This is a genomic window from Sporosarcina sp. AD_1 (assembly GCF_057373025.1).
In genome coordinates this window covers 51,704-66,620 of the sequence record NZ_JBPVIR010000011.1, presented here as the reverse complement: position 1 = coordinate 66,620, position 14,917 = coordinate 51,704, and the positions used below count along the sequence as shown (strand labels likewise).

Sequence of the window (14,917 nt, the reverse complement as noted above, 5' to 3'; positions counted from 1 at the left end):
TTTTCACTATCCTCACTGATCCTTCATGACGTGCTCAAATAGCTTTTTTTGGATCGAAATCATTTGCTCAATCTCTTCATCCGTGAGAACGGAATAAATTCCTTGCCACATAGTTTGCCCTTCTTTTTGCGCATCAGTCAAAATGTCAAACCCTTTTTCGGTAATCGAAATCCGGACAATCCGGCGATCCGTCTCATCATACTGGCGCTCTGCATATCCTTCCTGAATCAGCTTGTTCGCAATGCTTGTCATGCCGCCAGGCGTATAACCAAGTTTCTTCGCCAGAACGGATTGCATTTGAGGCCCTTTTTCCCGTAACTCCGCAAGAACCAGAATTTGAGAAATCCCAATGTTCCGGTTGAAGTTCTTTAAAAAATAAAGCATCGTTTCATTATTGAGCAGCTCCGCTTGGCGGATCAGATCGAAAATAGTTGTCTTCATTGCCATAAGTAAATCCTTTCTCTTACATATTTAGTTTATCGCTAAAATATTTCATTATCAATAATTATGTTCGTAAAATGTTTATAACTAAACAAATTGTTTCATCCATTACAAACAGATAAAAACAATAGATGATTGCTCATTCCATTTTATCCAATCAGTTGGATTTCCCGAGAAATAAATTATTCTTCTATAGAATATGAGGACAGTTGCTTATCGAGTTGAACGGCAATTAGTCTGGCCGAACGCCAGATTAATGATCTCAACGCCAGAATATCAATCTGAACGCCAGATTAACGATGCCAACGCCAGAATATCAATCCGAACGCCAGATTAACGATACCAACGCCAGAATATCAATCTGAACGCCAGATTAACGATACCAACGCCAGTTAAACAACGGCCCTTACTTCAACAACTCTTCCGGTATAATGGTAAAACCATCAATAATCGTATCTTCCTCCACTTCAATCAACAGGCAACGCTTGCCGCCGACTGTTACTTGTTTCACGTATTTTAAATCTTGTGGACTGATGGAGATGTTGGCTACTTTTGTTTCAATCTTGATAGACTTCGATGTGTATTTCGGTACGATATGGGTTGCTTTCAGTTCGTACGATTCGTCATCAATTACGGTAAGGAATGCCCGTTCCACTTTATCCGAGTCGATGTCTTCCACGCCGCTCACTTTTAACACGCGTTCCAGCTCTCTTGTGTCCAATGTCGGGATGTTTTCGGGTTCTTCCTCTTCTTCGTCTACTTCCACCATCCGATTGATTTCATCGTACAGATTGGCAAGGGTGCGCGTATTTACCTCATGCCCGATCACTTCTTTCACAATCTCTTCAAAGACCGCCTTATCTTCCTGGGCTGTCATGATTTCCTCGCCGTCCAACACGGTTTCGATGAAATGGTAGTTGGGCTTATTCGCTTTCCCTGCCGCATACAAAATATGGTTGACGTCTGCTGCGTTGTTCGTAAAGGTCGGGAACAGAAAGCCTCCGATTGGAGACGTCAAATTGATAATCGGGTCGGCCATAAAGCTTGATTTAAATTCTTTTCCGACGAAATCAAATACGAGAGACCGTTTCGGCTGCTCCGTCTGATTCATGCTGCACAGAATAAAAGGCGTCGTGTATACTTCGTCCCGCACATCGGCCTCCGTCTCATCCGGCTCCCGCTTTGTCGGCTTAAAGTAACTCCCTCTTATAAAGGTGATGACAATGTCTTTATCATATTGGACATCCTGCACCATCTTCTTGGCGATTTGCAGCATCCCTTCTTTCCAATCCGCCACGTCATCGACTTGAAGCGCTTCATACAGTATGGTTTGAGTATGATCTTCCCGTTCCTCTTCCTCCCGTTTGAACTTCACTTCGAACAGCTTTTCATCCAGTTTCCCGCCGAGTACTTTTTTAAAGTTCGTCAAAAACAACTCCTGCTGTTCCCGATCGAGCAAGGAGAAAGCTTGGCTCGCCTCATGGTAAATTTCGTTGCTCTCCTGTTTGATGTATACATTGTAAATGTCCCGGATCGTCAACAAATCCGTGCCTAACTTAAAATGTTTTCGAATATCTGCAATATCTTTCTTGTTCATATTATCCAACTCCCTAATAGGTAAGAAATTCATAGTAAAAAGGAGTATCCCAAGATATTCTTGCTCTTGTGACACTCCCTCTATTATATCAATGATTGGCTGAAAGGCAGGCTTGCAACCCACTAGACTTGCTTATTCTTTTTCAATAGCTGTTCCATTTTTCGATCCGCACGGAGCAAGACTTGTTGAATTTGCTGGATTTCTTTTTCCCTTTGGATCATGAACTCCTGCTTTCGCTGAAATAACGCCCTGACCTGCTGAAGATTTTGGATCTCCTCTTCTGTCAGACGAGTATCGTGCTCCAAGTTACCTAACCATTCAAATAACAGTTTGATTTCTTGGAGTGTAAAGCCTGCTTGTTTTAATTTCCGGATCGCATCCAGCAATTCAACATGCTCCTCATTATAATCTCGCTGTTTGTTTACTATGTTCGGCTGCAATAAACCCATTTTTTCATAGTACCGAATCGTATCCTTGCTGCAGCCTGTACAAGCTGCAAATTCACCGATTTTCATTGTCTCACCTGCCTATCTTACATATTGGTAGACCATAAACAAGAGGACGCAGTGAAAAAGCAGCCGAAACAGATGATGGCCGTATCGAATTCTTCCATTCCCTATGCCTTCTGCCAAGGCCAGTAAATGCAATAGCCCAAATGCCACAAGCAGCATCCATAGGACCACCCCTTTGCTTGAAATAAATAACGTTGCGATTATCCCGAGAGATACCGCAATAAATAAGGCTGCTCGCATTTGAAACCCTTGTACTTTCCACTTTTGCACCCCCGCTACACCTGTCAGCACCGCGTATAATCCAATGATCCCATACACTGCTATTGCCAATAGAATCCCTCCCATCTTTCTATCTTCCACTGTAAAAGATGGAGTGAACTCCATGTCAATCCATAAAATGCATTTTGTTTACAAGTCTCTCTTTATAGTCGAAATGTAAAGGAATCTCCTCTTTTCAAAGTGTTTGTTCCGGGCCATGTACATCCATTTTACTTCATGCATCAATGGACGAGAGGATAAGTTTTGACTAACCTCATTTTTTCGATGAATGCTTCCGCTGGAAAGAAGTCGGCTCCATATTGATTGGGTTGATTTCAAATCGTTGGCGGCTATCGATCGTCACGCGTGTGCTGAATCCACTATGAATTCGGCTAAGAGGCGCAATTACGAGTGCCTACATGAAGCACAATGAAAAAACCGGAAATCCTCTTGATTCCCGGCAAAAAAATGAAACGCCATCCCCATGATCAGGATCGGCTTTATTAGTAATAGAATGCTGCATTATACAAGCTGATCGTCCAATCAATTCAACAAATCCATCTGCCACGAAACACCAAACCGGTCGTTTACCCAGCCGAACTTTTTGCTGAAACCGTAGTTGTCCAGCGGCATGAGTGCTTGTCCGCCTTCGAGCAGATTTTCATAAAGATGGACGATCTCTTCCTCCGTGTCACAAGTGAGGTAGATGGAGAAAGAAGGCGTGAACGTGAACTGATGTTTCACATGGCTGTCGATGCACATGAACTCCTGTCCATTCAAAGAAAACACCGCCTGCATCACCGTGCCTTCATCCCCAGGCCCCTCCGCCCCGTAGCGGGCAATTCGCACGATCTCCGAATTTTTCACAAGCGATGTATAAAACGTCATCGCCTCCTCTGCCTTGCCTTCTTGGAACATTAAAAAAGGGAGTACTTTTCCCATAGTCCTTCGACTCCTTCCTATTTTGTCATCATTATATACCGAAATGAATGAAGTCTTTCCGTTCGCTGATTGCCTTGTCAATCAAAGCGGCAAGTGTCTGAAGCTCGTCCGAGTGATGAAAACAATCCGAACTCACGACAACTTCACGGAATATAGGCAATGACTCCTCTGGAATTAAAGTAATGCCACAATAGGCAAGTCCATATTCCGGTCGGTCGTACGAATGAAAATACGTTTTCATACCAGCTAATGATTCAAGCAGTTCACTCATTATATCGTCATCAACCATAATGCAATGATACCGTTTTGGATTATATTCGATATACTTTTTTTGCTTGTCCTCCTCCAGGAAAATGCCGAACTCATGTACACAGGCCATACGGGTCCTCCTCTTCTATTGACGGCCGGGCAAAGTAGTAGGAGTATCTTACGTACCAAGAAAGATACTCCCTATTGTACCCGGATCAAAAATCAGTTCATCCTATTTTTGCTTTGTTGCAGCAATTTCGATTGTCCTGTACGCTCCCATTCCTCAACAGTTTGATAGGCGGCTTCAGGTGTATAGCCCTGCCCGACGAGAACGCCCATGAGGATGAATTCTTGTAGGATATGAGTGGCCGGAACCCCTCTTCTTACGTCCTCCAGCCCTTCTTGAACTAAATAATTCGTATACATGACCCATTCGTCTGGTGTCTGTGGTTGTTGAACCGCTGCTGGGGAACTTGTTCTATTCTCTGTATACAGGAAATTGTACAGCGTGGCATGTTTTAATTCATCGGTCAATATTTCAAATACAACATCGCGATATTCGCGATATGGTAGACCAGCCCGTATAATACGATACTTTTCCATTGCCTTCAATTCGCCGAATAACGCCTTTTTAATTCCTTCAATATAGGAAGCGGGCGGAACGAACTCCTCCTCTGACGCCATGGGTACTTCTTGCCCCGTCAGCTGCTGATACATTTGACGGTACAATTGATTGTGCCGTATTTCATCGTTCCGAATCGATGTAATGATATCCTTTTGCTCCGCATTCGGTGCTTTGGAAATAAGATAATCATAAAATAATTGGTCTTCCCGTTCGCCCTGGACTGCCTCAGCCATTAACTGTAAGGATCTCTGATAAGCTTGTTGTTGCGCGTTATCATACCCTTGGTAATAATCCATTTGTTGCACGCTGATCCTCCTTCGCATTCATCTCCTTATCGTATGAAGGATCTTTTCGAACTGTGCCATTTATCTAAGCCTACATCTACATAAGTCAAGAATTCATTTTGGCCATTACCCTGAAGCATCAAAGATTCCTCTAGGTTTCAAGCCACATATCATTTGTTTATTGTTTTATTCTTTTTATAACTATAGTACATTGTAATAAACAGCGTATCGCTCAAAAATTTGTCAAACTACCCAAATTCGTCTTTTGGGCAAGACGATTTCTAATGACATCTTGAACTTGTACATACTAACTATTTTTACACTCATATGGAAGTTGGAGGTTGCCTGAGATGAATAAATACTTGTTATTAACGGACCATGTCTACAACTATATTGTCGAACAGATCAATAACGGTGAACTGATCGCCGGAAGCAAGGTGAATGAAAGTGCCATCAGTGAGAGTCTAAAAGTGAGCAGAACGCCGGTACGCGAGGCTTTGATCCAGCTTTCAGCGGACGGTTTGCTGGAGAATGTCCCGAGGAAAGGATTTATTATTAAGAAACTGACGAAGGAAGAAGCGAAGGAAACTTTTTTTATCATTGGCGCCTTGGATGGCTTGGCTTGTTCCTTGGCAGCCCCCTTTCTCACCGAGAAGCATTATAAGGAGATGGAGTTCTATATTCAAAGCATCGATTTGGCCATCAATACGGAGAATTTCGCGATGTACCAAAAAATGCAGGAAGCGTTCCATCATGTATATTTATCACTTTGCCCAAATCGAAGTTTAGTCAACTTGCTGCTTCAGCTCGAGCGAAAATTTCTAAAAAATATGGATGGGTTAGGAGAACCAGAGTTTACGAAGCAACGGCTCGCGGAGACGAATAATGAGCATAGAAAAATGATCGAACTGTTCAGAGCAGGTAAAACAGCCGAATTGGAACAGTTCATGAAAGAAGTCCATTGGAATGTCGATAAAGCTGAAATCATCCCGTTGTAATATGTAATAAACCCCTTACTAGCAAGCTCCAAGCCACTTGGATGCTTGCTTTTCTATTCCTATTGCCACGTATCGAAACCTGGCCCTATTTCATCTTTCATCAACTAATAAAAACCATTTTTCAGAAACGATTTTTTTATTGAAAATCAAGAAATATAATGTACAATATACAATATACATCTCAAGGGAGTTTTTCTCTTGTGAAATATAAATGATCATAGGGGATATTATAAATTGAATAGTCAAAATTATGAATTAGCCGTTAACCTAAGACATGAACTACACCAACATCCTGAGCTGTCTAACGAAGAAGTCTGGACAAAGCAGCATTTAATAGATTTTTTGCAAACGCATACATCCAATCTTGAAATTATTGATAAAGGTACTTGGTTTTATGCCATCTATCGTGCGGGAGAAGATAAACCGAATATTGCGTTCCGTGCTGATTTTGATGCCCTGCCAATGGATGAAGTAATTGATGTGCCTTGGGCATCCAAGTTCCCGGGCAAAGCGCATAAGTGCGGTCATGACGGCCACTCTGCGACACTTGCAGGGTTTGCGCTCGAAGTCGATCAATTAGGCGCGGATAAAAACATCTACTTTCTTTTCCAGCCTGCGGAAGAAACAGGTGACGGAGCAATTCAATGCGTTGACCTGATCAAGGATCACCAAATTGATGAGATTTTCGCCTATCACAATATGAGCGGCCTGCCTTACAAAACAGTCGCTCTGAAGGACGGCACTCAATTTTGCGCATCCAAAGGCATGACGATCCATATGGAGGGCACACCGGCCCATGCCAGCCAGCCTGAAACAGGGATCAATCCATCCTTCGCCATTGCAGCAATTGTGAATGAAATTCCGAATTTCATTGCTGAAGATAAAAACAAAGGCCTTGTCCTTTGCACGATTGTTCAAATTGATGTTGGCGAGAAGGCATTCGGCATCGCGGCTTCGAAAGGCGATCTTCGCATGACAATTCGTGCGCTGTACGAGGAAGAATTGGATCGACTCCAAGAGAACTTGGAAACGTTTGCGAAGGAGCAAGCGGAGCAGTACGGCTTGCGGGTCAGCTTCTCGTATAACGATGAGTTCCCAGAAACAGCAAACCATAAAGAAAGCGCAGACAAAATGCGTCAAGCGGCAACGGATAAAGGAATGGCATTACTTGAGTTGGAGGAAGCGTTCCGCGGTTCCGAAGACTATGGCCACTTTACGAAGTTGACGAAAGGTGCTTATTGCTTTATTGGCAACGGTGAGGACTATCCACATGTCCATACGCATGAATATGACTTCAGAGATGAACTGATTGAAACGGGCGTAGAACTATTTAAAGGATTAGTCGGAATCTAAATTATATAGACAGAGGAATCGGGAGGAAATGACATGTCAAAGAAAGACAAACCAAAGGGGATCAATTTCCCGCACGTTTATATTATGTTTCTACTCGTTATATTGTTAGTAGTGGCTCTCTCTTGGATGGTGCCAAGCGGCCAATATGAACGTGTGGTCGATCCTGAAACAGGGATCACGAAATTGAATACAGAAGTGTTCAACTATGTCGATACAGAAAAACCGATCGGCTTCATGGACTTTTTCGCCGCCTTGCATAAAGGGGTCGTCCAGTCCGCTGACATTATCGTCATGCTGCTATTTGCGAGCGGCGCGCTTTACATCCTTGAAAAATCCGGAGCGATTGCCGCCGGAATCCATAAATTACTGCGCATTGCCGGCGGAAAAGAAAAGCTGATCATCTTTGCCTTACTCACGCTGTTTACCATTATGGGGACAATTGGATTTGGTGAAGGCGGCATTCCGTTCATCCCACTAGCGATGGCTGTTGTCATGGGAATGGGGTATGACCGAATCACTGCATTCGCTACCTCCACTATTGGTCTTGCCATCGGGTTCACAGCAGGTGTCGTCAATTTCTATACGACGGGCGTCAGCCAATCCATTGTCGGCTTACCGATCTACTCGGGTCTCGGTTTCCGAATCATTTCATTGATCGTTTTCCTAGCTATCTCAGTCATTTACATTTTGCGCTATGCGAATAAAACCAAAGCAGATCCTACGAAGAGTATTGTTTTTGAGGAATATAAAGCACAATTGGAGAATACGAAAACAGCCGAGTATGAAGAAGAAGAGTTCACTTGGTCCAGAAAGCTTGCTTTGCTCGGATTGGTCGCTGTGCTTGTCGGCAGTGCATTTGGCGCCATCAAGCTTGGCTGGGGCATGCCGGAACTGTCTGCTGTCTATGCCATCTATGCGGTTTTCCTCGTCATCATCTTGCGTTTGAATCCGAGTGAAGCGGCTGAAACATTCGGAACAGGTGCGGCAAGGCTCCTTCCAACAGGACTCGCGATCGGGTTTGCCCGCTCTGTCATGATTTTGATGGATCAGGCACAGATCATCGACACGGCCGTCCATTCTTTGTCAGGATTACTAAGCAATACAGGATCTATCATTACCTTGCTCGTCCTTTTCATCGTCGTTATCTTCTTCAATTTCTTTGTCGTATCGGGCAGCGGCAAGGCGATGATTTTAATGCCGATCATGGGGCCACTAGGGAAAATCCTTGGCATCAATCAGCAAGTAATGGTCGTTGTGTATCAATTCGGAGACGGGTTCACGAACTACTTATGGCCGACGTCAGGCGGATTGATGGCAGCGCTCGGCATGTCCAATGTTAATTACGCCGATTGGGTGAAGTTTTCATTGAAGCTCTTCCTATTGCTGCATTTCGCTGCGTTTATTTTAATCATCATTGCGAATTATATCGGACTCGGGCCAGCGTAACGTTTGCGGCTCCAATCAAACGAATTACTATCACTAGCTCATTGAATTAGCTAAAAATAAGGGGATGTCGACATGATCAATCTATTTGAAGAATCGAAGGCATACGAAGAACAAATCATTCAGGATCGCCGCTATTTGCATCAGCATCCTGAGATCGGATTTGATTTGCCGAATACCCAAAAATATATCCAGCAACGGCTTGAAGAAATGGGCATCGCCTATAAGCAGTGCGGGAAAGTGCCGCCTGAAGTACGAAAGAAATATGCCAGAGCTGGATTTGCGGATCAGGAACAATGCACAGGTGTCGTCGCAACGATTGGACAAGGCTCCCCTTGCATTCTTCTCCGTGCGGATATGGATGCTTTGCCAATCCATGAGGAAGTGGAGTCAGAATTTAAATCCGCAGTGGATGGCCGGATGCATGCCTGCGGTCACGACTCCCACGTTGCCATGTTGCTCGGAGCGGCTCAGCTGCTGAAAAACCATGAGGCTGAACTGCAAGGAACGGTCAAATTATTCTTCCAGCCCGGTGAAGAATGGGGCTACGGTTCGAAATTAATGATCGATGACGGTGCATTGGAAAATCCAAAAGTGGATGCGGCATTCGGCATTCACATCATGCCCGATCAGGAAGCCGGCACACTGTCGGTTACCAAAGGAACATTATCACAAGCAATGGATACGTATATTGTCGATATCCAAGGATACGGCGGACACAGCTCGCAGCCGCATAAGACGATTGATGCGAATATGATCATGAACCAGCTTTATACAAGCTTGAATTTATTGATGACCCGTGAAGCCGATCCGAGCCACAGCGTGACGTTCTCCGTCGGTTTCATGAGCGGCGGCACTGTGACGAATGTCATTCCGGACAAGGCAGTGCTTAGCGGCAATATGCGGAGCTATGATCAGAAGACGCGTGATCACCTCTGTGTACGCATTCCGGAAATGATCGACCATGTCGTCAAAGCATGGCGCGGTGAATACAGCACGACGGAATTCCATACGCCGACGACGTACAATGACCCCGAATTCGTGGACGCTATCACTCCGTTCCTGGAGCAAGTGGTAGGAACAGAAAACCTGGTGGATCTAGGGGTTCTCAGTGGCTCTGAAGATTTCTCGTACATCTCCCAAGCGGTCCCTTCCGCATTTGTTATCTTAGGGACAGGCAAAGAAGGCGAAGCGCCGGTTCATAACCCTCGGATGAAGCAAAACGAGGATATCTTTAAATACGGTGCGGCTTTGCATGCGAGTGTGGCATTAGGCTGGTTAGCTGGGCAACATAAATAAGCCTTACAAGTGAAAATGAGAGCGGAACTCAATTCCTTTTGCATGAAGCTAACCAGGGAATCGGGTTCCGTTTTAATCTTTTTCCGGTTCCAAGGGGGCATATTTCCTCTGCAAGTCGATATATCTTATAATAAAGCTAGAAACCAATACACTAGGAGCAGCGTCAGCATATACGTGACTATGTCATCGAAAATCAATTGATTCCTATACGGAGAAGGCTCCGGCAAATGATCGTTTGTTTGTATAGCTAGTAACTTATAGGTGTAAAATGAAAGTACGATAGGAGAGGCGTTATAATGGATGCGCCACGATACGAACCTAACAGTGTCATAGGTGGAAAATTACTATGAGATACGAGGGATATACATAACTATGGATACGATCATTGAGCTTTTCCGAAAAAAAGAAGTAAAGCGCTTCGTCATTTTCATTATGATCATCATACTGCTCTACAGTGTTCGGAGTATGATGAATCTCATTTTGCTGACTTTCATTTTCACATTTCTATTGAACCGGCTCGTCGAATTTACGGCCGCCCGTGTCCGACTGAATCATAAACTGATTGTCATTCTAATTTATACATTCATCGTCGGCCTTCTGACCGTGGCCATATTAAAATATTTTCCTCTCATTTCGTTTGAAATTAGTCAGTTGGTCACCCAAATTACGTTTTTCTTTACGCACGCACAAGGGCATCCGCTGCTCAGTAATCTGGAAGCCTTTATTTCAATTGATAAGATCAATTCGTATATCGCCAATGGGTTTTCATTTGTCGTGAAGTATTTCTCCGATATAAGTAAAATCAGTGTTCAAGTGATGATTGCATTGCTCTTAAGCTTGTTCTTCCTGCTGGAAAAACCGCGTCTAATCGAGTTTACAAATAAATTTAAGCATAGCAAAATCGCACCCTTCTATTATGAAATTGAATTCTTTGGGAAAAAGTTTTCCCGGACATTTGGAAAAGTGATCGAAGCACAGTTCATCATTGCGCTCGTCAATACATTTTTGTCCGTCATTATTTTGACGGTTCTCGGTTACCCGCAAATCGTCGGATTAGCGATCATGATTTTCTTCCTCGGGCTCATCCCCGTCGCCGGAGTCATCATTTCCTTAATTCCTTTGACGATTATCGGCTTTACAATCGGCGGCGTCCTGACAGTCATTTATTTGTTCATCGCCGTTATGGTCATCCATGCAATTGAAGCGTACATTTTGAATCCGAAGCTCATGTCGTCCAAAACCGATCTGCCTGTCTTCTACACATTCGTCGTGCTCATTTTTTCCCAAAACTTCTTCGGCGTGTGGGGACTGATCATCGGAATCCCTGTTTTCGTCTTCCTGCTTGACATACTGGATGTGACAAACAAGGAACCTAAGCAAGTAAATGAAATAGCAAAAGACAAGATGGATGTATGATGTCCTTCTTGTCTTTTTTTCATTATTTGATTTCAACACTCACATTGCCAGAAATGTAAGAAGGATACCCGGCTAATGGAAGCTTAAGTGGATTTGTATAAGCTTCGTCGGGCAAATCAAATCCTATGCTAATCCAATCATCTTCTTTTTTAGAAAAATAACCAGACATCGTGTGAAGTTCTTTTCCTTTGGCATCAATAATCGTGGAGAACGGATCGTGGTGATACCCCTGTTCCCCTTTTAATTCAAATTCTATATAGCCTCCTCCATGAACTGTCATATTGCTGAATCTTTTGTCCTTCGGCTGGCGGATAATCTGCTTTTTATCCGTATCAATGATAATAAAAGCATCCTCCCGATCCATCGCCATCAGCTTGTTAAACTTCAAGGTCAGATGGTCGGTTTGTCTAAAATAGTTACTTTGCAAGTAATAAGTAGTTACATTGGGATTATCCGAGCCTCTTGCAGTTACTCCATTTTGAATGGAAGTCCAGACTTCCCCCTTCTCATCCTCCAGGCGCAAATCTTCAAAGCCAAAGATTTTCATTGTATTCTCGGCATCATACTCCACTTCTATCGCCGTTTTGAGCGACCCAATGGAAATGGACCGAATATGGATTTTCTGTCCTTGCACTTCAACTGTCTCGTTGATCACGTACTGTTCTTTCTTGATGGGTTTTAACTCGATTCGAAAAGGGATTTGTATGGTTTCGCTCTCTTCTTCATTCTTAGAAAAAGTATATTCAATTAGTAGTTCTTCAGTTGGTATCTTTGTTTCAAATTCGAGTTCTGCTGTATGAGTTGATTCCGGATAATTGAAGCTGTAAGAGCCATTTTTAGCAATTGGCACACCATTTTGATTTAATACTTGAATACTGCTGATTTGTATTTGATTTGAACTTTTCTGTGTGGCGGATGAAAATATTATCAAACCATTTTCATCCGTTATTAGTCCTTCAAGTGTCACTTTAAAACTTTTAGATTCCCCGCTCGCGCCTATGGCCTGATAATGTTCATTTTCAATTGCCATCTGCAAGCCTTTATTGTCTTGAATCATATCGACAATCGCAGACATACCGGGAATTGAAGCGATGGCATTCGCAAATACCGGGGAGACGCGTATGGAAGTGATGAATGTCAGCATCAAGACAGCTGCCGCCACAATGGTCCATAGCCCCCGTTTCCGAACCTTTCGTGTCGCTCGTTTCTCTTTCGCCCGCTGAAATCCTTTCAAGATGGCATTTTCAAGCGGAGCCTTCGGAATCTCTTGTTTCTCAATGGCTTCCTTCCACTTTTCCAAGTTCTTTTCATCCTCATGCACGGCGTCCCTCTCCCCTCTCTTCGAAAAATGCCCGCAGCGATTTTATCGCCTTATACAATCTCGTTTTTACGGTACCTTCTGGCGTCATTGTCATATCCGCTATATCTTTGATTTTAATATCATGCAAATACTTCATATGGACCAATTGACGATCTTTTTCGGACAAATGGCTCAACGCTTCCTCCACTTCCAGATAGGTGAAATCATCACTGATTCCTTTACCTTGTAAGACATCCTCATCGGACACAAAGCGTTTCTTCTTCTGGAGGACATCATGGCAGTAATTCATCATAATCCGTATGAGCCACGTCTTCGCATATTCCGGCATGCGCAATGTACTGATTTTCTCATAGGCACGAAACGTCACTTCCTGGACGGCTTCCAGTGCTTCTTCCTCACTCTTCAAATAAGCGAGCGCCGTCCGGAAAAGCGCTTCCTGATGCAAAAACATCAACTGCAAAAAAGCCTCATCGTCTCCTCTTATCGCTTGCTTCGCAAGTTCCATCTCCGTCAACTTCCCACCCCCGACTGCTCCACTTATACATTAGACCCCTCTACCTCAAAAAAGTTTTTGTTCCACGCGAAACATTTTTTAATTTTTTTCCGGTGAAGACACTTACGGACTATTAATAAAAAAGGCAAACGGAGTTGTTTTTCCGCTTGCCTGTGTTTTATTCGGACTAATTATTATGAGCAGATGCTTACGCTCGATTATTTTAGCACGTCAGGTGCTGGATAATCATAGCCCTTCGTATCCACTGTGATGGTCTTTATTTTTTGGTCTTCGAGCGGCTTATTGTTTGCATCACGCTCTGCAGCAACGATCGCATCTACAGTTTCCATGCCCTCCAACACTTTTCCGAACGAAGCATACTCTCCATCCAGGCTTGGTGTGTCTTCCACCATGATAAAGAATTGGGAACCAGCCGTATCCGGTTCCATCGTCCGTGCCATCGAGATGACGCCTCGTTCGTGCTTCAAATTATTCTCAAATCCATTGTTCGTGAACTCGCCAGCAATTGAATAGTCGGGCCCGCCTGATCCGTTTCCGGCAGGGTCTCCTCCTTGAATCATAAACCCAGGAATGACACGATGAAATATAAGACCGTCGTAAAAGCCGTCATTAATTAATGAAATAAAATTGGCTACCGTATTCGGAGCAACTGCAGGCTCCAGTTCAATCACAATCTTTTCGTCGTTGCTCATCGTAATGGTTACAATCGGATTTTCTTTCACATCTGCCGGATAATCTTTTGCCTCACTTGCGTCCTTGGTCGTATCTTCCTTTTCCTTGGCTGTGCCACAGCCTGTCAACACAAATACGATTGCCAACAAACTAAGAAACAAACTACATGCTTTTGTACAAGTTCTCATATTCATTCCCACTCCTCTATGTATTCACCTTCTACTCTAATAGTACAAAAAGTTCGAGGATGAACACAACAGCCAGAGGTAAATGTCTTTCATTTCATTCCAATAAAGATAGATAGCAAGCCATTAGTCCAAATGCAATGCAAGCAACGACAACCGTATACTTAGGAGAGGATCGCCGAATAGCTTCAGGCAGAATCTCTTTCATCGTAATCATATAAATCGTGCCGACAGTCAAGCTGATGAGAAACGCCCAAACCATATGGTGTTGCGCACCGATCAGCTGGCCGATATATGCCCCGGCGGCGACTGGCAAGGCAATTAATACGGAGAGTATGAATAGTGAAAAGAAGCGGAGACCGGCGATGCACAGCGGGGTAAATAAAACCATGCCTTCTGGAATATTATGCAACAGCATCGCTTGCCACAGAGCAACGCCAACATCCGTATGTTCGCTCGTCCCCAGAACGATCCCCATCGGAAAATTATGCAGGGAAATGACCAACGCAAGAAAGATTCCGGTGTTCCTGCCATGATCCTTTCGAGAATGGCTCGGAAGGCAACGATGCATCCAAAAGAATAGAAGCACACCGAAACCAAATCCCCCTGCAAAGATAGTCCAATTTCCCAGTTCTATCGCTTCGGGCACAATCTCGATGCTGACCAATCCAAGAAGCAGGCCCGTACAAACCGCGTATACCGTACCAATACTACGCTTGAAGCGGTGAATGAAAGATGCAAGCCCGCCGCCTAAACCGATTCCCAAACAAGTCGACATGAACCCGACTACCCAAATATGCCCCAAGCC

At 43.9% G+C, this 14,917-nt stretch carries 16 protein-coding genes; 5 read left to right on the top strand and 11 right to left on the bottom strand.

Annotation, left to right across the window (positions count from 1 at the left end):
* Positions 1 to 12: 12 nt before the first annotated feature.
* From ACSW3C_RS18265 to ACSW3C_RS18235, 7 genes are all read right to left on the bottom strand, one after another.
* On the bottom strand, positions 13 to 447 hold the full coding sequence (locus ACSW3C_RS18265) for a MarR family winged helix-turn-helix transcriptional regulator (protein WP_486564312.1): 435 nt from the start codon (positions 445 to 447) through the stop codon (positions 13 to 15).
* Between the two features lie 400 nt (positions 448 to 847).
* Positions 848 to 2,038 (bottom strand): DUF4317 domain-containing protein, encoded by a 1,191-nt coding sequence (locus ACSW3C_RS18260; RefSeq protein WP_486564310.1) that lies wholly within the window; start codon positions 2,036 to 2,038, stop codon positions 848 to 850.
* A gap of 122 nt (positions 2,039 to 2,160) precedes the next feature.
* Positions 2,161 to 2,553 (bottom strand): helix-turn-helix domain-containing protein, encoded by a 393-nt coding sequence (locus ACSW3C_RS18255; RefSeq protein WP_486564309.1) that lies wholly within the window; start codon positions 2,551 to 2,553, stop codon positions 2,161 to 2,163.
* A 12-nt stretch (positions 2,554 to 2,565) separates the two neighbouring features.
* The gene (locus ACSW3C_RS18250) at positions 2,566 to 2,880 is read right to left on the bottom strand and encodes a hypothetical protein (protein WP_486564307.1); all 315 of its coding nucleotides are present in this window, start codon (positions 2,878 to 2,880) and stop codon (positions 2,566 to 2,568) included.
* Between the two features lie 471 nt (positions 2,881 to 3,351).
* Positions 3,352 to 3,750: a VOC family protein gene (locus ACSW3C_RS18245; RefSeq protein ID WP_486564305.1), complete on the bottom strand. Its 399-nt coding sequence runs from the start codon at positions 3,748 to 3,750 to the stop codon at positions 3,352 to 3,354.
* A 31-nt stretch (positions 3,751 to 3,781) separates the two neighbouring features.
* A complete protein-coding gene (locus ACSW3C_RS18240) occupies positions 3,782 to 4,129 on the bottom strand; it encodes a short-chain dehydrogenase (RefSeq protein WP_486564303.1) in 348 nt (115 codons plus the stop codon).
* 92 nt (positions 4,130 to 4,221) lie between these two features.
* Positions 4,222 to 4,929, bottom strand: coding sequence for a hypothetical protein (locus ACSW3C_RS18235; RefSeq protein ID WP_486564301.1), 708 nt, complete (start codon positions 4,927 to 4,929; stop codon positions 4,222 to 4,224).
* A gap of 329 nt (positions 4,930 to 5,258) precedes the next feature.
* Here ACSW3C_RS18235 and ACSW3C_RS18230 point away from each other — a divergent pair, with 329 nt between their 5' ends.
* The 5 genes from ACSW3C_RS18230 to ACSW3C_RS18210 all read left to right on the top strand — a co-directional run bounded on the left by ACSW3C_RS18230 (position 5,259) and on the right by ACSW3C_RS18210 (position 11,417).
* A complete protein-coding gene (locus tag ACSW3C_RS18230; protein ID WP_486564299.1) occupies positions 5,259 to 5,906 on the top strand; it encodes a GntR family transcriptional regulator in 648 nt (215 codons plus the stop codon).
* A 234-nt stretch (positions 5,907 to 6,140) separates the two neighbouring features.
* Entirely contained in the window at positions 6,141 to 7,259 is a 1,119-nt protein-coding gene (locus ACSW3C_RS18225) for a M20 metallopeptidase family protein (RefSeq protein WP_486564297.1), read from the top strand.
* A 33-nt stretch (positions 7,260 to 7,292) separates the two neighbouring features.
* Complete coding sequence (locus tag ACSW3C_RS18220) at positions 7,293 to 8,705, top strand: YfcC family protein (protein WP_486564295.1); 1,413 nt, start codon at positions 7,293 to 7,295, stop codon at positions 8,703 to 8,705.
* A gap of 72 nt (positions 8,706 to 8,777) precedes the next feature.
* Complete coding sequence (locus ACSW3C_RS18215) at positions 8,778 to 10,001, top strand: M20 metallopeptidase family protein (protein ID WP_486564293.1); 1,224 nt, start codon at positions 8,778 to 8,780, stop codon at positions 9,999 to 10,001.
* A gap of 372 nt (positions 10,002 to 10,373) precedes the next feature.
* Positions 10,374 to 11,417 (top strand): AI-2E family transporter, encoded by a 1,044-nt coding sequence (locus tag ACSW3C_RS18210; protein WP_486564291.1) that lies wholly within the window; start codon positions 10,374 to 10,376, stop codon positions 11,415 to 11,417.
* Positions 11,418 to 11,439: 22 nt separating this feature from the next.
* Here ACSW3C_RS18210 and ACSW3C_RS18205 read toward each other — a convergent pair whose 3' ends face one another.
* The 4 genes from ACSW3C_RS18205 to ACSW3C_RS18190 all read right to left on the bottom strand — a co-directional run bounded on the left by ACSW3C_RS18205 (position 11,440) and on the right by ACSW3C_RS18190 (position 14,914).
* The gene (locus tag ACSW3C_RS18205) at positions 11,440 to 12,717 is read right to left on the bottom strand and encodes a DUF4179 domain-containing protein (protein ID WP_486564289.1); all 1,278 of its coding nucleotides are present in this window, start codon (positions 12,715 to 12,717) and stop codon (positions 11,440 to 11,442) included.
* A gap of 13 nt (positions 12,718 to 12,730) precedes the next feature.
* Complete coding sequence (locus ACSW3C_RS18200; RefSeq protein WP_486564371.1) at positions 12,731 to 13,243, bottom strand: RNA polymerase sigma factor; 513 nt, start codon at positions 13,241 to 13,243, stop codon at positions 12,731 to 12,733.
* Positions 13,244 to 13,449: 206 nt separating this feature from the next.
* Entirely contained in the window at positions 13,450 to 14,112 is a 663-nt protein-coding gene (locus ACSW3C_RS18195) for a peptidylprolyl isomerase (protein WP_486564287.1), read from the bottom strand.
* A gap of 94 nt (positions 14,113 to 14,206) precedes the next feature.
* Complete coding sequence (locus tag ACSW3C_RS18190; protein WP_486564286.1) at positions 14,207 to 14,914, bottom strand: ZIP family metal transporter; 708 nt, start codon at positions 14,912 to 14,914, stop codon at positions 14,207 to 14,209.
* Between the last annotated feature and the right edge of the window lie 3 nt (positions 14,915 to 14,917).

Bases quoted from the DNA above. Each gene is read 5' to 3' on its own strand.
- ACSW3C_RS18265 (WP_486564312.1), bottom strand. From the start codon at position 447: ATGGCAATGAAGACAACTATTTTCGATCTGATCCGCCAAGCGGAGCTG.
- ACSW3C_RS18260 (WP_486564310.1), bottom strand. From the start codon at position 2,038: ATGAACAAGAAAGATATTGCAGATATTCGAAAACATTTTAAGTTAGGC.
- ACSW3C_RS18255 (WP_486564309.1), bottom strand. From the start codon at position 2,553: ATGAAAATCGGTGAATTTGCAGCTTGTACAGGCTGCAGCAAGGATACG.
- ACSW3C_RS18245 (WP_486564305.1), bottom strand. From the start codon at position 3,750: ATGGGAAAAGTACTCCCTTTTTTAATGTTCCAAGAAGGCAAGGCAGAG.
- ACSW3C_RS18240 (WP_486564303.1), bottom strand. From the start codon at position 4,129: ATGGCCTGTGTACATGAGTTCGGCATTTTCCTGGAGGAGGACAAGCAA.
- ACSW3C_RS18230 (WP_486564299.1), top strand. From the start codon at position 5,259: ATGAATAAATACTTGTTATTAACGGACCATGTCTACAACTATATTGTC.
- ACSW3C_RS18220 (WP_486564295.1), top strand. From the start codon at position 7,293: ATGTCAAAGAAAGACAAACCAAAGGGGATCAATTTCCCGCACGTTTAT.
- ACSW3C_RS18215 (WP_486564293.1), top strand. From the start codon at position 8,778: ATGATCAATCTATTTGAAGAATCGAAGGCATACGAAGAACAAATCATT.
- ACSW3C_RS18210 (WP_486564291.1), top strand. From the start codon at position 10,374: ATGGATACGATCATTGAGCTTTTCCGAAAAAAAGAAGTAAAGCGCTTC.
- ACSW3C_RS18200 (WP_486564371.1), bottom strand. From the start codon at position 13,243: ATGGAACTTGCGAAGCAAGCGATAAGAGGAGACGATGAGGCTTTTTTG.
- ACSW3C_RS18195 (WP_486564287.1), bottom strand. From the start codon at position 14,112: ATGAGAACTTGTACAAAAGCATGTAGTTTGTTTCTTAGTTTGTTGGCA.